22 protein-coding genes are annotated in these 21269 nt (G+C 70.7%); 9 read left to right on the top strand and 13 right to left on the bottom strand.

Translation table 11 applies throughout. The features are described from left to right. Window positions 1-404 precede the first annotated feature (404 nt). The 3 genes from arfB (at window position 405) to AOZ53_RS08315 (ending at window position 2440) form a co-directional block, all read left to right on the top strand. On the top strand, window positions 405-821 hold the full coding sequence (arfB, locus tag AOZ53_RS08325; protein WP_049073397.1) for an alternative ribosome rescue aminoacyl-tRNA hydrolase ArfB: 417 nt from the start codon (window positions 405-407) through the stop codon (window positions 819-821). Between the two features lie 173 nt (window positions 822-994). Continuing rightward, entirely contained in the window at window positions 995-1336 is a 342-nt protein-coding gene (locus tag AOZ53_RS08320) for an ArsR/SmtB family transcription factor (RefSeq protein WP_054431287.1), read from the top strand. 45 nt (window positions 1337-1381) lie between these two features. Continuing rightward, complete coding sequence (locus AOZ53_RS08315; protein WP_054431288.1) at window positions 1382-2440, top strand: alkene reductase; 1059 nt, start codon at window positions 1382-1384, stop codon at window positions 2438-2440. 49 nt (window positions 2441-2489) lie between these two features. Here AOZ53_RS08315 and AOZ53_RS08310 read toward each other — a convergent pair whose 3' ends face one another. Next, window positions 2490-3341: a CPBP family intramembrane glutamic endopeptidase gene (locus AOZ53_RS08310; RefSeq protein ID WP_054431289.1), complete on the bottom strand. Its 852-nt coding sequence runs from the start codon at window positions 3339-3341 to the stop codon at window positions 2490-2492. A gap of 195 nt (window positions 3342-3536) precedes the next feature. Here AOZ53_RS08310 and AOZ53_RS08305 point away from each other — a divergent pair, with 195 nt between their 5' ends. Further along, the gene (locus tag AOZ53_RS08305; RefSeq protein WP_054431290.1) at window positions 3537-3911 is read left to right on the top strand and encodes an MAPEG family protein; all 375 of its coding nucleotides are present in this window, start codon (window positions 3537-3539) and stop codon (window positions 3909-3911) included. A 74-nt stretch (window positions 3912-3985) separates the two neighbouring features. On the opposite strand, the gene AOZ53_RS08300 is transcribed toward AOZ53_RS08305, so the two are convergent. The 10 genes from AOZ53_RS08300 to AOZ53_RS08255 all read right to left on the bottom strand — a co-directional run bounded on the left by AOZ53_RS08300 (window position 3986) and on the right by AOZ53_RS08255 (window position 14098). Further along, a complete protein-coding gene (locus tag AOZ53_RS08300) occupies window positions 3986-4420 on the bottom strand; it encodes a carboxypeptidase-like regulatory domain-containing protein (RefSeq protein ID WP_054477052.1) in 435 nt (144 codons plus the stop codon). Window positions 4421-4513: 93 nt separating this feature from the next. Continuing rightward, entirely contained in the window at window positions 4514-5308 is a 795-nt protein-coding gene (locus tag AOZ53_RS08295; RefSeq protein WP_054431292.1) for an NRDE family protein, read from the bottom strand. 3 nt (window positions 5309-5311) lie between these two features. Next, complete coding sequence (locus tag AOZ53_RS08290) at window positions 5312-7291, bottom strand: FUSC family protein (protein ID WP_231690591.1); 1980 nt, start codon at window positions 7289-7291, stop codon at window positions 5312-5314. A gap of 16 nt (window positions 7292-7307) precedes the next feature. Next, window positions 7308-7796, bottom strand: coding sequence for a YbaK/prolyl-tRNA synthetase associated domain-containing protein (locus AOZ53_RS08285; RefSeq protein WP_054431294.1), 489 nt, complete (start codon window positions 7794-7796; stop codon window positions 7308-7310). A gap of 88 nt (window positions 7797-7884) precedes the next feature. Further along, window positions 7885-8604 carry a response regulator transcription factor gene (locus tag AOZ53_RS08280; RefSeq protein WP_054431295.1) on the bottom strand — a complete coding sequence of 240 codons (720 nt, stop codon included), beginning with the start codon at window positions 8602-8604 and terminating at the stop codon, window positions 7885-7887. Between the two features lie 143 nt (window positions 8605-8747). After that, window positions 8748-10229, bottom strand: coding sequence for an efflux transporter outer membrane subunit (locus tag AOZ53_RS08275; protein ID WP_054487519.1), 1482 nt, complete (start codon window positions 10227-10229; stop codon window positions 8748-8750). An 8-nt stretch (window positions 10230-10237) separates the two neighbouring features. Then, window positions 10238-11383: an ABC transporter permease gene (locus tag AOZ53_RS08270; RefSeq protein WP_054431297.1), complete on the bottom strand. Its 1146-nt coding sequence runs from the start codon at window positions 11381-11383 to the stop codon at window positions 10238-10240. Then, a complete protein-coding gene (locus AOZ53_RS08265; RefSeq protein WP_054431298.1) occupies window positions 11380-12342 on the bottom strand; it encodes an ABC transporter ATP-binding protein in 963 nt (320 codons plus the stop codon). The genes AOZ53_RS08270 and AOZ53_RS08265 overlap by 4 nt, the downstream gene beginning before the upstream one ends. Continuing rightward, window positions 12339-13310, bottom strand: coding sequence for an HlyD family secretion protein (locus AOZ53_RS08260; protein WP_054487517.1), 972 nt, complete (start codon window positions 13308-13310; stop codon window positions 12339-12341). The genes AOZ53_RS08265 and AOZ53_RS08260 overlap by 4 nt, the downstream gene beginning before the upstream one ends. Window positions 13311-13312: 2 nt before the next feature. Beyond that, window positions 13313-14098: a TetR/AcrR family transcriptional regulator gene (locus AOZ53_RS08255; protein ID WP_054487514.1), complete on the bottom strand. Its 786-nt coding sequence runs from the start codon at window positions 14096-14098 to the stop codon at window positions 13313-13315. A gap of 121 nt (window positions 14099-14219) precedes the next feature. On the opposite strand from AOZ53_RS08255, the gene AOZ53_RS08250 reads away from it, so the two are divergent. The 3 genes from AOZ53_RS08250 (at window position 14220) to AOZ53_RS08240 (ending at window position 16693) form a co-directional block, all read left to right on the top strand. Beyond that, window positions 14220-15257, top strand: coding sequence for an NADP-dependent oxidoreductase (locus AOZ53_RS08250; protein WP_054431301.1), 1038 nt, complete (start codon window positions 14220-14222; stop codon window positions 15255-15257). A gap of 23 nt (window positions 15258-15280) precedes the next feature. After that, window positions 15281-15961: a type 1 glutamine amidotransferase domain-containing protein gene (locus tag AOZ53_RS08245; RefSeq protein WP_054431302.1), complete on the top strand. Its 681-nt coding sequence runs from the start codon at window positions 15281-15283 to the stop codon at window positions 15959-15961. A 117-nt stretch (window positions 15962-16078) separates the two neighbouring features. Beyond that, the gene (locus AOZ53_RS08240) at window positions 16079-16693 is read left to right on the top strand and encodes an HD-GYP domain-containing protein (protein ID WP_054431303.1); all 615 of its coding nucleotides are present in this window, start codon (window positions 16079-16081) and stop codon (window positions 16691-16693) included. 165 nt (window positions 16694-16858) lie between these two features. Here the strand turns inward: AOZ53_RS08240 and AOZ53_RS08235 are convergent, their stop codons facing one another. Continuing rightward, a complete protein-coding gene (locus AOZ53_RS08235) occupies window positions 16859-18457 on the bottom strand; it encodes a glycerol-3-phosphate dehydrogenase/oxidase (protein WP_054487512.1) in 1599 nt (532 codons plus the stop codon). Between the two features lie 104 nt (window positions 18458-18561). After that, complete coding sequence (locus AOZ53_RS08230; protein WP_054431305.1) at window positions 18562-19353, bottom strand: DeoR/GlpR family DNA-binding transcription regulator; 792 nt, start codon at window positions 19351-19353, stop codon at window positions 18562-18564. Between the two features lie 227 nt (window positions 19354-19580). Here AOZ53_RS08230 and AOZ53_RS08225 point away from each other — a divergent pair, with 227 nt between their 5' ends. Then, a complete protein-coding gene (locus AOZ53_RS08225; protein WP_054487510.1) occupies window positions 19581-20666 on the top strand; it encodes an ABC transporter ATP-binding protein in 1086 nt (361 codons plus the stop codon). Beyond that, a partial coding sequence (locus AOZ53_RS08220; protein ID WP_156333321.1) for an ABC transporter ATP-binding protein occupies window positions 20666-21269 on the top strand: 604 nt, incomplete at its 3' end. The genes AOZ53_RS08225 and AOZ53_RS08220, both read left to right, overlap by 1 nt.

The following is a 21269-nucleotide window of genomic DNA, read 5'->3' as shown; positions in this document are numbered from 1 at the left end:
GGACTGCCCCGTCGTCATCTTCGTCGTCGCCTGCGGCGACTTCCTTCAGATTCCCTCGGGCGCATCGAGGTTGCCCGCCTCCCGACCCGCCCGCGCCCAGGGCTGCGAGTGTCTTGGGCCGTGGGGCTGCAAGGCCTCAGGGTTCTGGAGAGTCTTGTTGGGCCCGCCTGGAGTGGCCGCCCGGGCGGCCGCTCCAGGCATACGCGGTGTGGAGGGTTGGGATGGGGTTCGCGGCGCGCATGCGTGGCGGATGCTGGAGAGGCCGGAACTGGGCGGGGGCGGTGATTGGGGCTGTTGCCGGATGTGTGCGCGCCACGAGCGGGGTGGCGAGAGGGATTTTCACGCCATGGCGTTGGAGGGGAGTGGGGGTTATCGCCCGGCGAAGGCTTATATACTCTCGCGCTATGTTTCATGTTCAAGATTCTCTCTATATTGACGAGCGCGAGATTGAGTTCTCGATGATCCGGGCGCAGGGCGCGGGCGGGCAGAACGTCAACAAGGTGTCGAGCGCGGTGCATCTGCGGTTCGATGTGCGGGCGTCGTCGTTGCCGGCCGACATCAAGGATGCGTTGTGCGCGATGAGCGACCATCGCATTTCCAAGGAGGGGGTGATCGTCATCAAGTCGCAGTCGTTCCGCAGCCAGGACAAGAACCGGGCGGAGGCGATCGAGCGGCTGGTGAACATGGTGCGCGCGGCGGCGAAGGTGGAGAAGCCGCGGCGGGCGACGAAGCCGACGCGGGCGTCGCAGCGGCGGCGGGTGCAGCGCAAGGTGCTGCATGGCGAGGTGAAGCGGTTGCGGGGGCGGGTGCAGGGGGAGTGACGGTCTGCCTGGACGGGCTGTCGGTGGCTGCGGACGGCCGGTAACGGACGGCCGGTTATTGGGGGCGGGTCCGGGTGCGGAGTCGATTCCAAGGAAGGCCCCTCGGCCGGCAGGGGTATAACGATATATCGGGATGTCTCGATATAAGATTCGATAAATTGCGATATTTCAATATGACGACCACTGCTGCCACCGCCGTCGAGGCCACCACGGAGATCGATGTCGACGCCATTCTCAAGGCGTTGGCCAATCCCGTGCGCCGCGAGATTTTGGGGTGGTTGAAGACGCCGCAGGCGCACTTCGAGGAGCGTCCGGGCCATACCTTCGAACACGGGGTGTGCGCGGGCCATATCGATGGGCGCTGCGGGCTGTCGCAGTCCACCGTGTCTTCGCACCTCGCGGTGCTGCAGCGCGCGGGGCTGATTTCGGCCACCAAGGTGGGGCAGTGGGTGTTCTTCCGTCGCAATGAACCCGTGATTGCCGCGTTCCTGCTGCAATTGAATCAAGACATGTAGCCTGCCGCCGCTACCCAAGCCCGCCCGCCGGGCACGAGGATTGTTATGAGCCTGCTGTTCGAACCCTTGCAAGTGGGGGAACTGACCCTGCCCAACCGCATCATCATGGCCCCATTGACGCGCCAGCGCGCCAGCGAAGGCCGGGTGCCGAACGACCTGATGGTCGAGTATTACGTTCAGCGCGCCGGCGCCGGGCTGATCCTGACCGAGGCCACCTCGGTGACGCCGCAGGGCGTGGGGTATGCCGACACGCCGGGGCTTTGGTCGCAGGAGCAGGTCAAGGGCTGGCGCAAGGTGACGTCGGCGGTGCACGAGGCCGGCGGCCGTATCTTTGCGCAGCTGTGGCACGTGGGCCGCATTTCGGATCCGGTGTTCCTGAATGGCGAACTGCCGGTGGCGCCGAGCGCGATCGCGGCCGGCGGCCATGTCAGCCACGTGCGCCCCAAGCGCGGCTATGTGGTGCCGCGCGCGCTCGAGACCGATGAGATCCCGGGCATCGTCGAGGCCTATCGCCGCGGCGCGCAGCTGGCGCAGGAAGCCGGTTTCGACGGCGTCGAAGTGCACGGCGCCAACGGCTATCTGCTGGACCAGTTCCTGCAGGACAGCACCAACCACCGCACCGACGGCTACGGCGGCTCGCTCGAAGCGCGCGCCCGCCTGATGCTGGAAGTGGTGGACGCCAGCGTCAGCGTGTGGGGCGCGGGCCGGGTCGGCCTGCATCTGTCGCCGCGCGGCGATGCCCATACGATGGGCGATTCGGATCCGGCCACGACCTTCAACTATGTGGCGCGCGCGGCGCGCCGCCGCGGCCTGGCGTTCCTGTGCGCGCGGGAACACGAAGGCGCCGACAGCCTGGGCCCTCAGCTCAAGGAATCGTTCGGCGGCGTGTACATCGCCAACGAAGGCTTCACGCGCGAATCGGCCGAGGCGGCGATTGCCGCGGGCCGCGCCGATGCGGTGGCGTTCGGCGTGCAGTACATCGCCAATCCCGACCTGGCGCAGCGTTTCGCCCTGAAGGCGCCGCTGAACGCGCCGGATTCGTCGACCTTCTACGCCGCGGGCGCGGTCGGCTACACCGACTATCCGGCCCTGGCGACGGCCTGAAGCGCCGCGCCATTGCCGCCCGCAACGGGTCGGCAATGGCGTGGGCGCATCAATGCAGCGCGGCGCGCATCGGGTAGGTGAACAACCCGTAGTGCGCCGCGTTCAGGCCCAGATGGGCCAGCACCGCGGCCGCCAGGCCGCCATGGCGATAGGCCAGCCCGTAGGCCACGCCGGCGATGCCGGCCAGCAGCATCCATTGCCAGCCGCCGGCGTAATGCGCCAGCCCGAACAGCAGCGCGGCGATCAGCAGCGCCGCGCTGGGGCCCCAGGGGCGGTCGCGCCAGCACCGCGCCAGCCGCTGCTGCACATAGCCGCGGAACAATGCTTCCTCGGCCAGCGTCACCAGCAACGCGTTATTGATCAGCCAGAGCCAGCCCGAGTCGGGCCATTTCGGCGTCCACCCCACCACCTGTAGCGCCAGCCCCAGCCCGAGGCAGGCCACGATGGCGCCCGCGCACGCGGCCAGCGCCGCGGTGAGCGTGGCGCGCGCGTTGGCGCCGGCCATCGCGGGCGCGGCGGCCAGCAGCACCCAGAACGCCACCAGCGGCTTGTCCAGGTTCAGGTACATGCCGAAGGGCACGGCGTCGGGCGTCAGCGCGGCGCGCGGAATCACCAGCGGATTGTGGAAGCCGGGCAGCCAGTGCAGGAACAGCAGCACCGCCAGGATCACGAACAGCGCATGGCCGGCGGCGCGGGCGGCCGGCGCCATGGCGGGTCGAACCAGCACGGCGGCCAGCGCCAGCAACGCGGGCCAGGCCAGCGCCAGGGGCTCGAGGCCGCCTTGCGTCCAGGCCCAGGCGTAGGCGGCCGCCAGCGGCAACAGCGCCCAGCGGCGCGTGGCCGGCGGCCACAGCAGGGCGGCGGCCAGGAACATCAGGGAGCCGGGAGAGGCGAGGGGCATGGTTCTTCCTGCGAGACAACGGGCGGCGCGTCACCGGCATCGCGTTCGCGGGAGGCGCCCAAAGGCGCAAGTGTAAGCGCCGGATTGCGCGGCCGCCGTCGGCCGCTTTTCATTTCCGCGCTTTCAGGCGACCATGCCGCAGCGGCGTTTCCCGCCCGGTGGCGGGAAGGAGCACGTTCCGCGCAAGGAGCAGCAATGAAATTGATCGCATGGTTGATGTTGGCGGCGGCGATCCTGCCGTTCGTCTGCACGATCGTCGCCAAGGCCGGCGGCAAGAAGTTCGACAACAACGATCCGCGCGCCTGGCTGGCGCGGCAGGAAGGCTGGCGCGCGCGCGCCAACGCGGCGCAGGCCAACACGTTCGAGGCGCTGCCGTTCTTCTACGCGGCGGTGCTGTTCGCGCTCTACAACCAGGCGGCGCCCCTGCACGTGGCCACGCTGATGGCCTGCTGGCTGGGCGTGCGCCTGGGCTACCTGGCGATGTACCTGGCGGGCTGGGGCGCGCTGCGTTCGCTGGTCTGGGCGATCAGCGTGGGCTTCATCATCGCCATCCTGTTCGCGGGCGTGTAGCCCGCTTGCGGGGGCCATGCCGGGTCCGGGGCGCCCCGCGCGCCCGGCCAGGCCGCATGGCCATCAGCGTCGATTCACTTCCACTCGAACACGGCGCGCGCGGTGCCGCTGTTCTGCACGTTGACCTCGCGTTCCTGCGCCTTGCCGTTGTAGGTGGCCGAGACCTTGTAGCTGCCGGCGGGCAGCTTGACCAGCATGTAGGGGCCCTGAGCTTCGGCGTGCAGCACCTGTTTGCCGTGGCCATCCTGGATGACGACGGCGACGTTGGCGACATAGTCGGCCTTGCCATCGCGCTGGGCGGCGAAGGTCAGCGACAGGGGGTAGTCCTTGGCGGCGGCCTTCATGGCTTCGGATTCGTCCAGGCCGATGCCGCCGCTGACGTATTGCACGCTGCCCTGGTGCTGGACGGCGGGCAGGGCGGCCTGGGCGGCGGTCAGGAAGCCGGCGAGGGCCAGGGTGCCCACGGCCATGGCGGCGGCCAGGGTGCAACGTTCGATGCGCTTGTTCATGCAATTCTCCTTGAAGGGATGATCACGCAAGAAATTCGACCGGCATGCCGGCGGCGAGTTCGCCGCCGGCTGTCCGTCGTCGCGGGAGGCTGACTATCCAAGCGTATCGCTCGCGCCACGATCACGCCAGGCGAATGCCAGCACGCTTTCGCCGCTGGCGCCGCCGTCGGGGGCAAAACGCTTTTCGGTCAATTGGCCGCTGCCGTCGTCGCACAGCGCCAGCACGGTGGAGCTGCGGGTGCCATAGTTCGGACTGACGATGAAGGGGCTGCTCAATAGTTTTTCGCGATCCGGCGGCAGGCCGGTGGCCGGCAGATCGGCGTCATCGGCCGGGCTGCGGTCGGCCAGCGCCTGGAACAGCGCGGGCAGGTCGGGCTGGGGGCCGCGCGCCAATACGCGTTCGAAGGCGGCTTTGGTGCGCGCCAGCTTGGGCCAGGGCGTGTCCAGCAGGTGGTTCGACAGCGCGTAGACGCCCGACGCCAGGCGCCGCGGGGCGCCGTCGCGGTTGCTGGCGTACCAGGCGCCGCGGGCATCGCCGACGATCAGGTTGAAACCGTTGTACGCCTGGCCGGCGGCATGCGCGGCGGCGATGTACTCGGCGGCCGGCGCGTGGCCGCGCAGGAAGTCCTCGACCAGCGCGCCGCGCGAGGGCGCATCGGCGATCTGGCGGCCGGGTTCGCGGAAATTCGTGACCAGCGCGTAGCGGCCGTCGCGGGTCGCGCCCATCCAGGTGCCGCCGGCCAGGCCGTCGCGGCCACCGTATACGTCGGCGGCGTCGGCCCATTGCGCCGCCGGCAACGTCGGCCGGGCGTGGAATTCATCGCGGTTGGCGGCGATCAGGACGGGAATGCCCGGCACGGTATGCAGGGCGAGGACGGCGAGGCACATGGTTCAGTCCGGTTGGATGGTGTGGGACGGCGGGCGGGCGCGGCCGGGTTCGGCGGCGAAGCCCGGTCCGGCGAGCGTGGCGCGCAGCGCTTCGATGGCGCCGGCGGCTTCGCGCAGCGCGGGGGCGTCCGTGGCGATGGACGTGGCGCTGACCGCCGCGCCCTGGGTCACGGCCTGCGCCATGGCGTGCAGCGCGTCGGCCAGCCGCGCCAGCGCCGCCGGTTCGGGCGCCGGCTGGCCGGCGGGCAGCGACCAGGCGCTGTCGGAGATCGCGTTGGCGACCCGTTCCAGGGCCACCTCGACCGGCCACCAGGCCAGCGCCCGGCGGCTCACCAGGCGCGGTTCCGACAGGCCGCGCTGCAAGGCGATGCGCAGGTCGGACAGGCGCGCGTAGGCCTGGGTGCGCAGGTCGTGGCGGGCCGTGGAGTCGGCCTGGAACACGGTGTTCAGGTAAGCGGCCAGGGTTTCGATGGCGGTGGCCACCGCCTGGTCCAGGTTGTGGCGCTCGATCCGCATCCACGGCAGGTAGCCGACCGCCAGCACGATGGCGGCGGCCACCGCCACGTCCTCCAGCCGCGCCAGCGCGATCGGCCAGCTGCCGGGTTGCAGCGCGCCGATCAGCAGCATCAGGATGGGCAGCAGGATCGCCGAGAACAGGCCGTAGTTGCGGCGGATCGACCACGGCAGCAGGGCCGCTAGCACGGTCACCGTGAGCAGGCTGGCGATGCCGCTGCGGTCCAGCGCCAGCACCGTGGCGCTGATCGCCACGCCCACCACGCTGCCGGCGCAGCTTTGCAGCGCGCGGGCGAAGACCGAGCCGAAGTTGGGCTTGAACACCACCACCACGATCAGCGGCACCCAGTACGAGCGCGGCAGCGCCACGGCGCGCGCCACCGCCTCGGCGACGATCAGGCACAGGCCCAGCCGCACCAGGTAGCGCACGGTGGTGGGCCCCGGCCGGTAGGTGCGCGCCAGCACCCGCCAGGGCGTGCGTGGACGGGCCGGCGGCAGGGCGGGAAAGGCGTCGGGCCGCGCCGGGCCGCTGCCTTCCAGCAAGGGTTGCGCCTGCTGCAGCGCGTCGGCCAGCGCGCCGGCGCCGGCCTGGCGCAGCGCCGCGATGTCCTCGGCGGGCGCCTGCGGCGTGTCGTTCTCGACATGGTCGGCCAGCCGGTTGATGACGCGCGCGCAGTCGCGCGGCAGCACCCGGCCGGCGCGCGCCAGCGCCAGCGCGGCGTCCGACAGCGGGGTGCAGGCCTGCAGCTGCGCGGCCAGCCGCGCCAGCCGCGGCGAGGGCCCGGCGGCGCGGCGGCGGGCCGCCAGCAGCGTGTCGTAGGCCGTGGCCATGGCAGCCTCCATGTCGCGCCGGGCCGTCATGATGCGCGAGGTGCCGATGGCCGCGTACATCGCGGCCAGCTTGCGGTAGGCCAGCGCCACCGCCGCCCGCTCCGGCGCGGTGGGATTGACCACCCAGCCCAGCAGCGTCAGCGCCAGGCCGAACAGGCCGCCCGCGCCCACCAGCACCGAGGGCAGCCAGGGCGGCAGCGGCGAGGTCAGGCTGGCGCCGACGATCACGTAGGTGGCGAATTGCAGGGTGGCGACCGCGGCAATGTTGTTGAAGGTGCCGATGAGGCTGGCGATCAGGACCAGCACGGTCATGCCGGCGATGCTGAACAGGCCGTGGCCGGCCAGCAGCGTGCCGAGGAAGTAGCCCAGCGCCCCGCCGAAGACGGTGCTGCCGATGGACAGGGCGCGGTTGCGGTACGGGCCGCCGTTGTCGCCGGTGATGGCGGGCAGGGCGCCCAGCGCCACCAGCGCGGCCGCCGCGCTCTGGTCCAGCAGCAGGCCGGCGGCGGTCGGCAGGCCGATAGCCAGCGCCGCGCGCAGCGCCACCCAGCGGCTGACCGGCGACGGCTCCATGTGCGCCAGGCTCATCAGCCAGCGCATGTTGGAGGTGCGGGCGCGGCGCTCGGCTGACTGTGGCACGACGGCCCCGCGCCGGTTAACCCTGGCCCTTGATCAGCGGCGCTTCCTGCGGCGCGGCCAGGCGGAAATAATCGTCCGTCGCCATCAGGATGGAGGCGTCGAGCCGGCCGGCGTTGAACACGATTTCATCGTGCCGCTGGCGCAGGCTGGGATCCACCAGCAGGTGCAGGTCGGGGTTGAAGCTGAAGGGCGGGATCGCGCCGATCTCGCAGCCGGTCAGTTCGCGCGCCAGGTCCTGCGAGGCCAGCGAGGCCTTCTTGCCGCCGGCGGCGCGGGCGATGGCTTCCAGGTCGGCCTGCTGGTCGGCCGGGAACACGGCCAGCACGTTCCTGCGCTGGTTGGACGAGATCTTGACGCGGCACACCAGCGCCTTGGCGCCCTGGCTGACGGCGGTGCCGCGCACGGCGGCGACTTCCACCGAGCGGCCGGCGGCCGGGTGGGAAATGAGGCGGTAGCGGGCCTGGTGTTCGGTCAGCAGGGCCTGCAGGCGATCGTAGACTTCCATGGCGGGAAACGGTGGGTTGGCAAGGCCGGCGCCGGGGATCCGGCGGGCCATGCCGCATGATACGCCGCCGCCCGGCAGGCGGCGCGGGCTAGATGTCGCCGGTGAAGGCGTAGCCCCAGCCCCAGACGGTGCGGATCGGCAATTCCATGTTGGTCTCCTGCGCCTTGCGGCGCAGCCGGCTGACCACCACGTCGGTGCGCCGCACGGATTCGCGGCCGGCCTGCGGGTCGCCGGGCGGCAGGTCGCCGCGCGGCAGGCGCTTGTCGGGGCTGGTGGTCAGCTTGAGCAGGAAGTCGCGTTCGGCCTGGGTCAGCGGCAGGCGTGTGCCGCGCGGGCTGACCAGGGTCCAGGCGGCGTCCTGGAACTGCCACTTGCCGGTGGCTTCGGCGGGGCCGGCGGCCGGCGCGCGCACGTCGGGGTCGGCCGGGCGCCGGCCGCTGACGGGCACGCGGCGCACCAGCGCCTGCAGCGCGGCGGCGATTTCGGCGGTGGCCACGTCGGGCGGAAAGCAGGCGTCGGCGCCGCAGTGCAGGCCGAGGATGCGGTTTTCGGGGGAGTCGAAGGTGGAGACGGCGACGATGCCGGCGGTGGTGTCCATGGCGCGCAGGCCGGCCACGGCCATGCAGAGATCGGTCAGTTCGGCTTCCATCACCAGCAGCGGCGTGCGCCGCGCCTGGAACAGGCGGAACAGGCCGTTCGAGTCCTCGCAACCGCGCGGCGAGAAGCCCATGCCCGCCAGCGCGTCGCAGCGGCGCGCGCGTCGGTGGGCATCGGGCGAGAAGACGATCAGGTCTAGTAGGTCATTCATGAATCGTTGTCGAGATCAGTGCAGCTTGAGCGCATGCATGATGCATCGGATACAACGGATTCCTAAACGTCGCACAACGCCACTTTCTGACCCGAATTCTCGGACATGATCCGGCAAGGCCTGTATCGGCGCGGGTTTTCGGGCTAGGGCGCGGGGCTGGCGGGGGCCGCCGGCGGCTCGTTCCACCAGCCGCCGCCGAGCGCCTGCAGCAGGGCGGCAACGTCGGCGTAGCGCGCGCCGTCGGCGGCGCTGCGGGCGATGCGCGTCTGCAGCAGCTGGCGCTGGCTGTCGAGCAGGCTGAGGTGGCTGATGCCGCCGGCCTGGTAGCGGTCGCCAGCGATGCGGGCGGCGTCGTCGGCGCGGCGCCAGGCGGCGTCATAGGCGTCGTAGGCCTGGGCGTCGGTCTGCACCGCGCGCAGGGCGTCGGCCACCTGGCGGAAACCATCGAGCACGGTCTGCCGGTAGCTGGCCGCCGCGGCCTCGTAGGCCGCCTGCGCCGAGCGCGTGCGGGCGCGCAGTTCACCGCCACGGAACAGCGGTTGCACCAGCCCCAGGCCCAGGTTCCACACATTGACGCCATCGGTGATATCGCCGGCCCGGGTGCGTTGCGACCCGAAGCTGGCGGTCAGGGTGAACCGCGGGTACTGGTTGGCCGTGGCCACGCCGACATCGGCCGAGGCCTGGTGCAGCAGGGCCTCGGCGGCCAGGATATCGGGCCGCTGGCGGGTCAGCGCCGACGGCACCCCGGTGGGAATCTCGGCCGGCAGCGCCAGGTCGGCCAGGCGCAGCGGCGGCGCCTGCCAGGCGGCGGGCGGCTGGCCCAGGTAGGTGGCCAGCTGGTGCGTGGCCTGGGCCAGCTGGTATTCCAGCGGCGGCACGGTGGCGGCGGTCTGCGCCAGCAGCAGTTCCTGGTTGCGCAGGTCGGCCTCGGCGATGCCGCCGGCCCGCAGGCGTTGCGCCATGATGTCGCGCTGGCGCTGCTGGGCCGCCAGCAGTTCGCGGGTGTCGGCCAGGCGCGCGGCCAGGTCGGCCTGGCGGATGGCGGTGGTGACGACGTTGGCGGCCAGCGTCATGCGCGCGGCCTGCAGTTCGTGCGACTGGTAGTCGACCTGCGCGGCCAGCCCCTCCAGCGCGCGGCGGTTGCCGCCGAACACATCGAGCGTGTAGGACACGTCGATCGAGGCGTTGTAGAGCGTGAACGGCGCGGGCTGCTCGGTCACGGGCACGCCATAGGCGGACGGATCGACCTTCTGCCGGGTCGCCGACAGGTTGGCGTCGACGGCCGGCAGCAGGCGGCCGCCGGTCTCCGCGTTCAGATCCTCGCCGGCCTGGCGCAGCCGGGCGCGGGCCTGTTCCAGGGTCGGGCTGGCGTCCAGCGCCTGCCGCACCAGCGCGTCCAGCGCGTCGGAGCGGAACAGGCGCCACCATTGGGCCGGGATGTCGGCACCGGTGAGGCGCGGTTGCGCGCCGCTGGCGGGGGCGGCGCTGTCGGTCGGCGATGTGTAGGCGGCGACCGGCGGCGCGGCGGGGCGCTCGAAGTCCGGTCCGACGGCGCAGCCGGGCAACAGGGCGCAGGCGGCCACGAGCGCGGCGCGGCGGGCGAAGGGCAGGTGGGGGCGGGGCATGGCGGCCTTCAATCCAGGGTGCGGCGGTAGAACTTCACGGCGGCGGTCATGACGACCACGGTGAACAGCAGCATGGGCCAGATGGTGGGCCACAGGTCCCACCAGCCGTTGCCCTTGAGCAGGATGCCGCGGATCAGCCGGTTGAAGTGCGTCAGCGGCAGCAGGTTGCCCAGGTACTGCGCCCACTTGGGCATGCCCAGGAACGGGAACATGAAGCCGGACAGCAGCATGTTGGGCAGGAAATAGAACATCGTCAGCTGCATCGCCTGCAGCTGGTTCTGCGCCAGCGACGACAGCGTGATGCCGACGGTCAGGTTGGCGGCCACGAAGATCAGCGCGCCCACGTACACCGTCACCAGGTTGCCCAGGAACGGCACGTGGAACACGAAATACGCCGCCAGCAGGATGATGGTGGCCTGGATCAGGCCGATGGCGATGTAGGGCACGATCTTGCCCGTCATCACCTCCAGCGGCCGCACCGGCATGGCCAGCAGGTTCTCCATGGTGCCGCGCTCGCGTTCGCGCGTCATGGCCAGGCCGGTCATCATCACCAATGTCATGGTCAGGATCACGCCCATCAGGCCGGGCACGGTGTTGTATTGCGAGATCTGCTCTTCGTTGTAGAGCTGGTGCACGCGCACGTCGAACGGCGGCTGGCCGCCGGCCAGGTGCGCCAGCGGGCCGGTCAGGTCCTTCTGCGCCACCGCCTGCGCCAGTTGGGTGGCCGAGCCGATCGCCAGCCCGGTCGCCATCGGGTCGGTGGCGTCGGCCTCGATCAGCAGCGCCGGCCGTTCGCCGCGCAGCAGCTGGCGCGAGAAGTCGGGCGGAATGGTCAGCACGAACAGCACCCGGCCCTGGGCCAGCGCGGCGCGGCCGGCCTCTTCGTCGGGCAGGGTCTCGACGATGTTGAAGTAATCCGACGCGGTCATCGCCGCCACGAAGCTGCGCGTGAACGGGCTGTGGTCGGCCACGATGACGGCGGTCGGCAACTGCTTGGGGTTGGTGTTGATGGCGTAGCCGAACAGCGCCAGCTGCATGATCGGGATGCCGACGATCATGCCGAAGGTGATGCGGTCGCGCCGCAGCTGCAGGAATTCCTTGAGCACCATGCTCCACCAGCGCGACCACGAGAAACCCTCCAGGTGGCGTCTCATGCCGGACTCGCGTAGTTGTCGTCGGAGCGGTTCATCAGGTAGATGAAGACGTCCTCCAGGCTGGTGTCGATGCGTTCCAGGCGCAGGTCCTGCCCGGCCACGACCTCGCGCAGCGTGCGTTCGAGCACGGCGGCGTCGCGGCCGCTGATGTGCAGCGCGGTGCCGAAGGCCACGGTCTGGTCCACCCCCGGCGCGCCGCGCAGCCGCTGCGCCAGCGGCACCAGGTCATGGCCATGGATGGCCCAGGTGGTCAGGCGCTGCTGGGCGATGACTTCGTCGGCGGTGCCCTGGATCAGCAGCTTGCCGTACGAGATGTAGGCCAGCTTGTGGCAGCGCTCGGCCTCGTCCATGTAGTGGGTGCTGACCAGCACCGAAATGCCGCGCGCGGCCAGCTCGTGCAGCTGTTCCCAGAAGTCGCGCCGCGCGGTCGGGTCGACGCCGGCGGTGGGCTCGTCCAGCAGCAGCAGGCGCGGCTCGTGCAGCAGGCAGGCGGCCAGCGCCAGGCGCTGCTTCCAGCCGCCGGACAGCGCGCCGGTGAGCTGGTTGGCGCGGGTCTGCAGGCCCAGGTCCTCGAGCGCGCGGTCAACGGTCTCGCGGCGGTTCGGCATGCCGTACATGCGGGCCACGAAGTCCAGGTTCTCGCGGATGGTCAGGTCGTCCCAGTACGAGAACTTCTGCGTCATGTAGCCGACGTGGCGCTTGATCTCGGCGCTGTCCTTGAGGATGTCGTAGCCCAGGCAGGTGCCGCTGCCCGAGTCGGGCGTCAGCAGGCCGCACATCAGGCGGATGCTGGTGGTCTTGCCGCTGCCGTTGGGGCCGAGAAAGCCGAAGATTTCGCCTTCGCGCACCTGCAGCGAGACGTCGTTGACCACGTGCTTGTTGCCGAAGTGCTTGTTCAGGCCGTGCACGTCGATGACGTAGCCGGGCTCGGCCGCGGGACGGGCGGGGGCGCCGTTCATTGCAGCGCCGCCTCGACCGGCTGGCCCGGATGCAGCCGCGTGGCCGCGTCCGCCGCGGGCCGGGCCTCGACCATGTAGACCAGCTTGCCGCGGGTTTCGCGGCTGTAGATCACCGGCGGCGTGTACTCGGCCTGGGGCGAGATGTAGTCGATGCGCACCGGCACCGGGTCGCCGCAACCGTCGCAGCGCACCGTGGCCTGCTGCCCGGGCTTGAGCGTGCCGACCACGGTTTCCGGCACGAAGAAGCGCACCTTGATGTTGCCGGGCGGCAGCAGGCTGACCACCGGGCTGCCGGCCGGCACCCATTCGCCCACGCGGTACAGCGTGTCGAAAACGAGGGCGGCGGTGGGCGCCGCCAGGCGCTTCTGCGCCAGGGTCCAGTCGGCCTGCGCCAGCGTCGCGCGCGCCGCCTCGACCTGGGCGGCCTGGGCGCGGCGCTGATCCTGGCGGCCGGGCAGGTTGGCCACTTCCAGCTGGGCGCGCAGCTCGCGCACCCGGGCCGCGTCCGACTGGGCCTGCTCGCGGCTGTCGTCCAGCTGCGCACGCGCCACGCCGCCGGCGCGGAACTGCGCGGTGTCGCGCGCCAGCTGCGCCGCCGAGCGCCGGCTGGCGGCCTCGGCCTGGGCCAGCTGGGCGCGGCTGACGTCGACTTCGGCCGGGCGCTTGCCGGTGGCGATGTCTTCCAGCTGGGCGCTGGCCGCCGCCAACTGCGCGCCGGCCTGGTCGCGGGCCGCGGTTTCGCGCGTCGCCTCCAGCGCGAACAGCGGCGCGGCGGCGGCGACCTGCTGGCCGCGCTGCACCGAGAGCGTATCGAGCCGGCCGGCCTCGGACGAGGCGATGTAGAGGTATTCACCCTCGACGTAGCCCTGGTAGACGGCATCGTCGCGCTTGCCGCAGGCCGCCAGCAGCGACAGGCCGAGCGCGGCGGCGACGGGCAGCGCGTAGCGCGGGAGGGAAGGGGTGCGCATGGTCAGCGTCCTGTGGCGGGCGGTTCGGTGGTGGCGGCCGGCTTGGCGCGCCGGGTCCGTTTTGCTGGCGCGGCGGGCGTGGCGGGGGCGTCGGGCGCCGCGGCCGGCGGGGAAAACAACCCGCCCGTGAGCATGGCGGTGGCGTGCGCGGCGATGGCGTCGTGGTCGATGGCGTGGATCTTCGGATCGTCCCGCCAGATGCGGCGCCACAGGCTCGACGTGGCCAGCGGCAGCAGGGTCAGGCCCAGGATCGACAGGAACACCAGCCGCGGCTCGACGCCCGGGGTGATGGCGCCGGCGCGCTGGCTGTCGGCGATCAGGCCGGCGAACACCTGCAGGCGCTGGGCCGGCAGGTGGCGCAGCACGCGTTCGCGCAATTGGCCGCCTTCGTTGACGACCTCGTGCATCCACAGGGCTGGCAGCCAGGGCCGGTCGGTGCCGCAGCGCACGATGCGCGAGACGATTTCGGTGATGACCGCGCGCGCCGTGTCGGTGGAGCCGTCCAGGCGCCGGGGCGTCTGCGGCACCGGGCTCCAGACGTAGCCGATGACCGGCACCACGCGTTCCAGCACCACGGCGTCCAGCAACTGGTCGCGGCTCTTGAAGTAGTAGTGCAGCATGGCCGAGGTGAAGCCGGCGCGTTCGGCGATGTGGGCCAGGCGGGTGGCGGCCACGCCCTGGGTGGCGAACAGGTCGGTGGCGATGTCCAGCAGCTGGTCGCGCACGGCGGCGCTGTCGGGGCGGGCGGGGCGGCCGGGACGGCGCGCGGGGGAAGGCTTGGCAGGCATGGGGCAGATTCTAATTAAATATTTAATTAATTAAAAGGGGGGCGGCCGGCAGGGTCGACGGACGGACCGGCCGGCGGAGGTGGTGTAATGCCTGAACCGGAACAGAAGGAGTCAGCACGCCATGCCGCAATCGTCCTCCCTCAACCGCCGCATCGTCCTGGCCTCGCGGCCACGCGGCGAACCCGCCGACAGCGATTTCCGCCTGGAAACCGACGCCGTGCCCGAACCCGGCCCGGGCCAGCTGCTGCTGCGCACGGTCTATCTTTCCCTCGATCCCTATATGCGCGGCCGCATGAGCGACGCGCCCTCGTATGCCGAGCCGGTGCAGGTCGGCCAGCCCATGGTGGGCGGCACCGTGGCCCGGGTGGTGGCTTCGCGCCACGCCGACTATCCGGTGGGCGAATGGGTGCTGTCCCAGTCGGGCTGGCAGGACTACGCCGTCTCCGACGGCAGCGGCCTGCTCAAGCTGGGTTCGGCGCCCGAGCGTCCGTCGTACTCGCTGGGCGTGCTCGGCATGCCGGGCTTCACCGGCTACATGGGCCTGCTGGACATCGGCCAGCCCAAGGCCGGCGAAACCGTGGTGGTGGCCGCCGCCAGCGGCGCGGTCGGCGCGGTGGTGGGCCAGCTGGCCAAGATCCACGGCTGCAAGGCGGTCGGCATCGCCGGCGGCGCCGACAAATGCCGCTACGTGGTCGAGGAACTGGGTTTCGACGCCTGCATCGACCACCGCGATCCGGCCATGGCCAACCTGCTGGCCAAGGCGGTGCCGCAGGGCATCGACGTGTATTTCGAGAACGTCGGCGGCGCGGTGTTCGACGCGGTGCTGCCGCTGCTCAATCCGCGCGCGCGGGTGCCGGTCTGCGGCCTGATCTCGGCCTACAACGCCACCAGCCTGCCCGACGGCCCCGACCGCCTGCCGCTGCTGATGCGCACCATCCTGACCAAGCGCATCAAGATGCAGGGCTTCATCATCTTCAACGAATACGCGCCGCGCTTCGGCGAATTCCGCGCGGCCATGCAGGAGCTGCTGCGCGACGGCCGCATCAAGTACCGCGAAGACGTGGTCGACGGCCTGGAGAACGCGCCGCGCGGCCTGATGGGCCTGCTCAAGGGCGAGAACGCCGGCAAGCGCATCGTGCGCGTCGGCCCGGATGAATAGGAGCGCAACATGAGGAGCGCAACATGAATATCCTGATCGTGCTGACTTCCCACGACACGCTGGGCGACACGGGCCGCAAGACCGGCTTCTGGCTGGAGGAATTTGCCGCCCCGTACTACGCCTTCCTGGACGCGGGCGCCACGCTGACGCTGGCCTCGCCGCAGGGCGGGCAGCCGCCGCTCGATCCCAAGAGCGACGACCCCGACGCCCAGACCGACGACACGCGCCGCTTCCGCCAGGACCCCGAGGCGCAGCGCCGCCTGGCGAACACGCGCCGCCTGGCCGAGGTGCAGGCCGCCGACTACGACGCGGTGTTCTATCCCGGCGGCCACGGCCCGCTGTGGGACCTGGCCGAGGACCCCAAGTCCGTGTCGCTGATCGAGACCATGCTGGCCGCCGGCAAGCCGGTGGCGGCGGTCTGCCACGCGCCGGGCGTGCTGCGCCATGCCAAGACGGCCGACGGCAAGCCGCTGGTGCAGGGCCGCCAGGTCACCGGCTTTTCCAACACGGAAGAAGCGGCGGTGCAATTGACCGCGGTGGTGCCGTTCCTGGTCGAGGACGAACTGGCGCTGCTGGGCGGCCTGTACAGCAAGGGGCCCGATTGGCAGCCGCACATCGTCTCCGACGGCCTGCTCATCACGGGCCAGAATCCGGCCTCGTCGGTCGGCGTGGCAGAGGCGCTGCTGGCGCGGCTGAAGGCTTGAGCCGCAAGGCCGCGCGGCCGGTTCGCGCGGCGGCGCACGGGCCTGTCGAGCTGTGTCAGAATTGATACTTTCTGACACAGGCGCGCGGTTCCGTTGCAACCGCGCGCGCCCCTACCGATGCCTCCAGATGTACCCCCAAGCGCGGCGTCCGCGCTGCCCGCAGGTTCCTGTGAAGCGGCGCTGTTCGCCGCGATGCAGGCCCGAGATGCCGCCACCGGACGCCATTGCCACCGCGTCGTTGCCCTGAGCGTGGCGCTGGCGCGGGCCTGCGGCCTGGACGACGACGAGCAGCAGGCTGTCGCCGTTGCCGCCCGCCTGCACGACGTGGGCAAGATCGGCACCCCCGATCGCGTGCTGTTCTCGCCCAAGCGCCTCGAAAAAGAGGATTGGGAAATCATGAAGTCCCACGCCGCCGTGGGCGCCGCCATCATCCTGCAGAGCGACATGCCGCAGCGCGAACGCATCGCGCTGGCCGTGCGGCACCACCATGAGCATTTCGACGGCTCGGGCTATCCCGAGGGCCTGGCGGGCCACGACATCCCGCTGCACGCGCGCATCATTTCGCTGGCCGATTCCTACGACGCGCTGGGCGACGCGCGGCCCTACCACCCGGCGCGCACGCACGCCGAGATCATGCGTATCCTCAACCGCGAGGCCGGGTCCAAGTGCGATCCGGACCTGCTGCGCGTGTTCGAGACCATGATCCAGTCCAGTCCGCTGCGCGTACCTTAGGGCCTGTGCGAGGCTTCTTGTCGTGTGAACAGGCCCCGGCGCCATGCGACAACGCCGCGCCATGCCGGCGCGGCGTTGCGGGTGGGGGCGATCACGGCGCGCCCGGGCGCGCCGCTTCAGCGCCTCACTTCAGCGTGTGACTTCAGCGCGTCACTTTTCAGCGCCTCACTTCAGGCGGTAGTGCGCCGCGACCGTGGCCAGTTCCTGCAGCGTGCGCTGCTGCCAGGCGGCGTCGTGGCCCAGTTCCTCGGCCAGGATGCGCGCCACTTCGGGCGCGGCCAGCAGGGCCGCCTCGGCGTCCAGGAACAGCGCGCGGTTGCGGCGCGCCAGCACGTCCTCGGCGCTGCGCGCCAGCTCGAAGCGCGCGGCGAAGCGCACGTGGGCTTCGGACAGGCCGCTGCTCTTGACCAGCATGCGCTCGGCGCCGGGCAGGGCCTTGAGCAAGGGCAGGTCGCTGCCGTAGTAGCTGTCCGGCGTGCCGGCGTGTTCCTGCGACGGCGCCAGGCCGTTGGCGCCATGCAGCGCCAGCGACTCGGTGCGGCAGCTGGCCTGCGTCAGCAGCTGGTGCTGGATGGCGGTGTCGACCACGTCCTGCGCCATGCGGCGATAGGTGGTCCACTTGCCGCCCGTGACCGTCACCAGGCCGGCCTGCGACACCAGGATGGTGTGCTCGCGCGACAGCGACTTGGTGGAGGCGTCGCCGGTGGCCTTGACCAGCGGCCGCAGGCCGGCCCAGACGCTGGTGACGTCGTCGCGGGTCGGCTTGCGGCTGAGGTAGCGCGCGGCGGTGCTCAGGATGAAATCGACGTCCTGGGCGCCGGCTTCCGGATCCAGCGGCAGGTCGTTGCGCGGCGAATCGGTGGTGCCGACGATGGTGTGGCCGTTCCACGGCACCACGAACAGCACGCGGCCGTCATCGGTCTTGGGGATCAGGATGGCGCGCTTGCCGGGCAGGAAATCGTGCGGCAGCGTCAGGTGCACGCCCTGGCTGGGCGCCACCATGGTCGGCGCGTTCTTGTCTTCCATGCGGCGCACGCTGTCGACCCAGACGCCGGTGGCGTTGATGACGCAGCGCGCCCGCAGCGTGAAGCTGGCGCCGCCCAGCGCGTCCTCGGCGGTGACGCCGTCGACCTTGCCGCCGGTGGTGGTCAGGCCGGTGGCGCGCACATAGTTGACCGCGGTGCCGCCCAGGTCGAACAGCGTGCGCATCAGGCTCAGCGCCAGGCGCGCGTCGTCGAACTGGCCGTCGTAGTACAGCACGCCGCCCTTGAGGCCGCGGCCGTTGACGTTCTCGGCCAGCGTCGGCGCGTTGGCCAGCGTATCGCGGCGCGACAGCCAGCGGCTCGGCGACAGGTTGAGCTTGCCGGCCAGCATGTCGTACATCTTCAGGCCGATGCCGTAGAAGGGCTGGTCCAGCAGGTTGTAGGCCGGCACCACGAAGCCCAGCGGCCACACCAGGTGCGGTGCGTTGCGGTTGAGCAGGCCGCGTTCGTGCAGCGCCTCGCGCACCAGGCTGATGTTGCCCTGCGCCAGATAGCGCACGCCGCCGTGCACCAGCTTGGTGGCCTTGCTGGAAGTGCCCTTGGCGAAGTCCGCGCCCTCGATCAGCAGGGTGCGGTAGCCGCGGCTGGCGGCGTCGACGGCGGTGCCCAGGCCGGTCGCGCCGCCGCCGATGACGATCACGTCCCAGGCGGGCGTGTTGTCCAGTTGCGCCAGCAGGCGGTTGCGGTCGGGCGGGGTGACGGTGGCGAGCGGTTGGTTCATATGCGTGGGGCGGCGGGGCCGCTAGGGTTCGGTGCGGTGTTCGTTTCTGTTCGTGCCGGCCGGGCGGGGCGCAAGCGCCGTGCCCACGGGCCGGGTCAAGCGGGTCAGGCGGGTACCTTGGCCGCGTTCGGCGCGGCGGCGACTTCGCAGCGCACGCCGGCGTCCAGCAGCACTTGCGCCAGCGGCTCCTGCGGATGCGCGTCGGTGAAGAAGCGGTCGATCTGCGAGATGTGCGCCAGTTCCACCATGGCCTGGCGCTTGAATTTGCTGCTGTCGGCGGCCAGCCACACTTCGCGCGACTGTTCGATGATGGTGCGGGCCACGCGCACTTCGCGGAAGTCGTAGTCGCGCAGCGTGCCGTCGGCCTCGATGCCGGAGATGCCGATCAGGCCGATGTCGACCCGGAACTGGCGGATGAAGTCCATGGTGGCCTCGCCGACGATGCCGCGGTCGCGCGAACGCACCACGCCGCCGGCGACGATGACTTCGCAATCCGGGTTGTCGGAAAGGATGTCGGCCACGTGCAGGTTGTTGGTGATGACACGCAGGCCGCGGTGGCGCAGCAGGGCGCGGGCGATGGCCTCGGTGGTGGTGCCGATGTTCAGGATCAGCGAGCAGCCGTCGGGCACGGCGCGGGCCACGGCCTCGGCGATGCGTTGCTTGCCGGCCGCATGCAGCCCCTGGCGCTTGCGGTAGGCGATGTTCTCGATGGTGGACGCTTCGATGCGCACGCCGCCATGGAAGCGCGACAGCAGGCCGGCTTCGGAAAGAATGTTGACGTCGCGCCGCACGGTCTGCAGCGTGACGTCGAAGCGTTTGGCCAGCTCTTCGATCGTGGCCGAGCCCTGGGCTCGAACCATTTCGATCAAGGCGCTTTGTCTGGGATTGAGTGTCATGTTGGCGTATTGAGTGTCACAGTCGCATCATAAAACAACAAAAGCGAAAAATAATGACGCGCTGCAAGATTGTATTTTTTTCGCTTCTTGAGTAAAACGCAAAAAAAACGAAAGCGATCTGAAAGAAAAACCTGAACCGGCGCGTTCTCGCGCGCCGCGAGGGCCGCTGTACCGACGTACCGATGCCCGGTCGATAAACCGGGGACGTATTAGAGGCAGGAGACCAGATGCAGCTGACCCTGGACAGGATAGGTTTGCGAGCCGGCTCGCAGACGCACCTGTATCCCATGAGCCTGGCCCCGGTGCCGGGCGCCATGACCGTTTTGCTGGGGGTGACCCTGGCGGGCAAGACATCGCTGATGCGCATCATGGCCGGGCTCGACCGGCCCACCGAGGGCCGGGTGCTGGCCGACGGCGCCGACGTGACCGGCGTGCCGGTGCGCCAGCGCAACGTCGCCATGGTGTACCAGCAATTCATCAACTATCCGTCCATGACGGTGTTCGACAACATCGCCTCGCCGCTCAAGCTGCGCGGCGTGTCGGGCATCGCCGACAAGGTCGGGGCCATGGCCGCGCGCCTGCACATCGACCACCTGCTGGCCCGTCATCCGTCTGAACTGTCGGGCGGGCAGCAGCAGCGGGTGGCGCTGGCGCGGGCCCTGGTCAAGGATGCGCCGCTGATCCTGCTGGACGAACCGCTGGTCAACCTCGACTACAAGCTGCGCGAGGAACTGCGCGATGAGCTGTCGGCCCTGTTCGCCGAGGGCCGCTCGACCGTGGTCTACGCCACCACCGAGCCGGGCGAGGCGCTGCTGCTGGGCGGCCACACCGCCGTGCTGGACGCGGGCGAACTGCTGCAGTACGGACCGACCGCCGAGGTCTTCCACCGGCCCAATTCGATCCGCGTGGCGCGCGCCTTCAGCGATCCGCCCATGAACCTGTTCGCCGCGCAGCGCGGCGCCGACGGCTTCACGCTGCAGGGCGGCATCGCGGTCGCGCGGCCACTGCCGCCGGGCGCGGGCGGCGGGCTCACCGCCGGCCTGCGTGCGGGCGCGCTGGACGTGGCGGCGCGTCCCGGCCACATCGGCCTGGACGGCGTGGTCAAGCTGGCCGAGATCTCGGGGTCCGACACCTTCGTGCACGCCGAGACGGCCGCCGGCGACGTGGTCGCGCAGCTGCCGGGCGTGCATCGCTACACACTGGAGCAGCGCCTGACGCTGTACTTCGACCCGGCCCAGACCTATGCCTTCGGCGCCGACGGCGCCTTGCTGGCGGCCCCCGCCCGGCCGCACGCCAGCGGAGGGATGGCCTGATGGCGCAGATCGAGCTGGACCTCTCCCATTCCTACGTCGCCCATCCCCAGGCCGACGAGGACTACGCGCTGCTGCCGCTCAAGTTCACCTTTCGCGACGGCGGCGCCTACGCCTTGCTGGGCCCCTCGGGCTGCGGCAAGACCACCTTGCTCAATTGCGTCTCGGGCCTGCTGCGGCCATCGCATGGCCGCATCCTGTTCGACGGCCAGGACGTCACCCACAAGACGCCGCAGGCGCGCAACATCGCCCAGGTGTTCCAGTTTCCGGTGGTGTACGACACCATGACCGTGGCCGAGAACCTGGCGTTCCCGCTGCGCAACCGCGGCGTGCCCGCCAAGCAGATCCGCGAGCGCGTCGGCCGCATCGCCGAGATGCTGGAGATGTCGCACGTGCTGGAGCGCCGCGCCAGCGGCCTGACGGCCGACGCCAAGCAGAAGATCTCGCTGGGCCGCGGCCTGGTGCGCAACGATGTGTCGGCGGTGCTGTTCGACGAGCCGCTGACCGTGATCGACCCGCAACTGAAGTGGGAATTGCGCCGCAAGCTCAAGGAAATCCACCACGAGTTCAAGCTGACGCTGATCTACGTCACGCACGACCAGACCG

This window comes from Achromobacter sp. 2789STDY5608621, assembly GCF_001299375.1.
GTDB classification, from domain to species: domain Bacteria; phylum Pseudomonadota; class Gammaproteobacteria; order Burkholderiales; family Burkholderiaceae_B; genus Achromobacter; species Achromobacter insuavis.
This window is presented reverse-complemented; position numbering and strand designations above follow the sequence as displayed.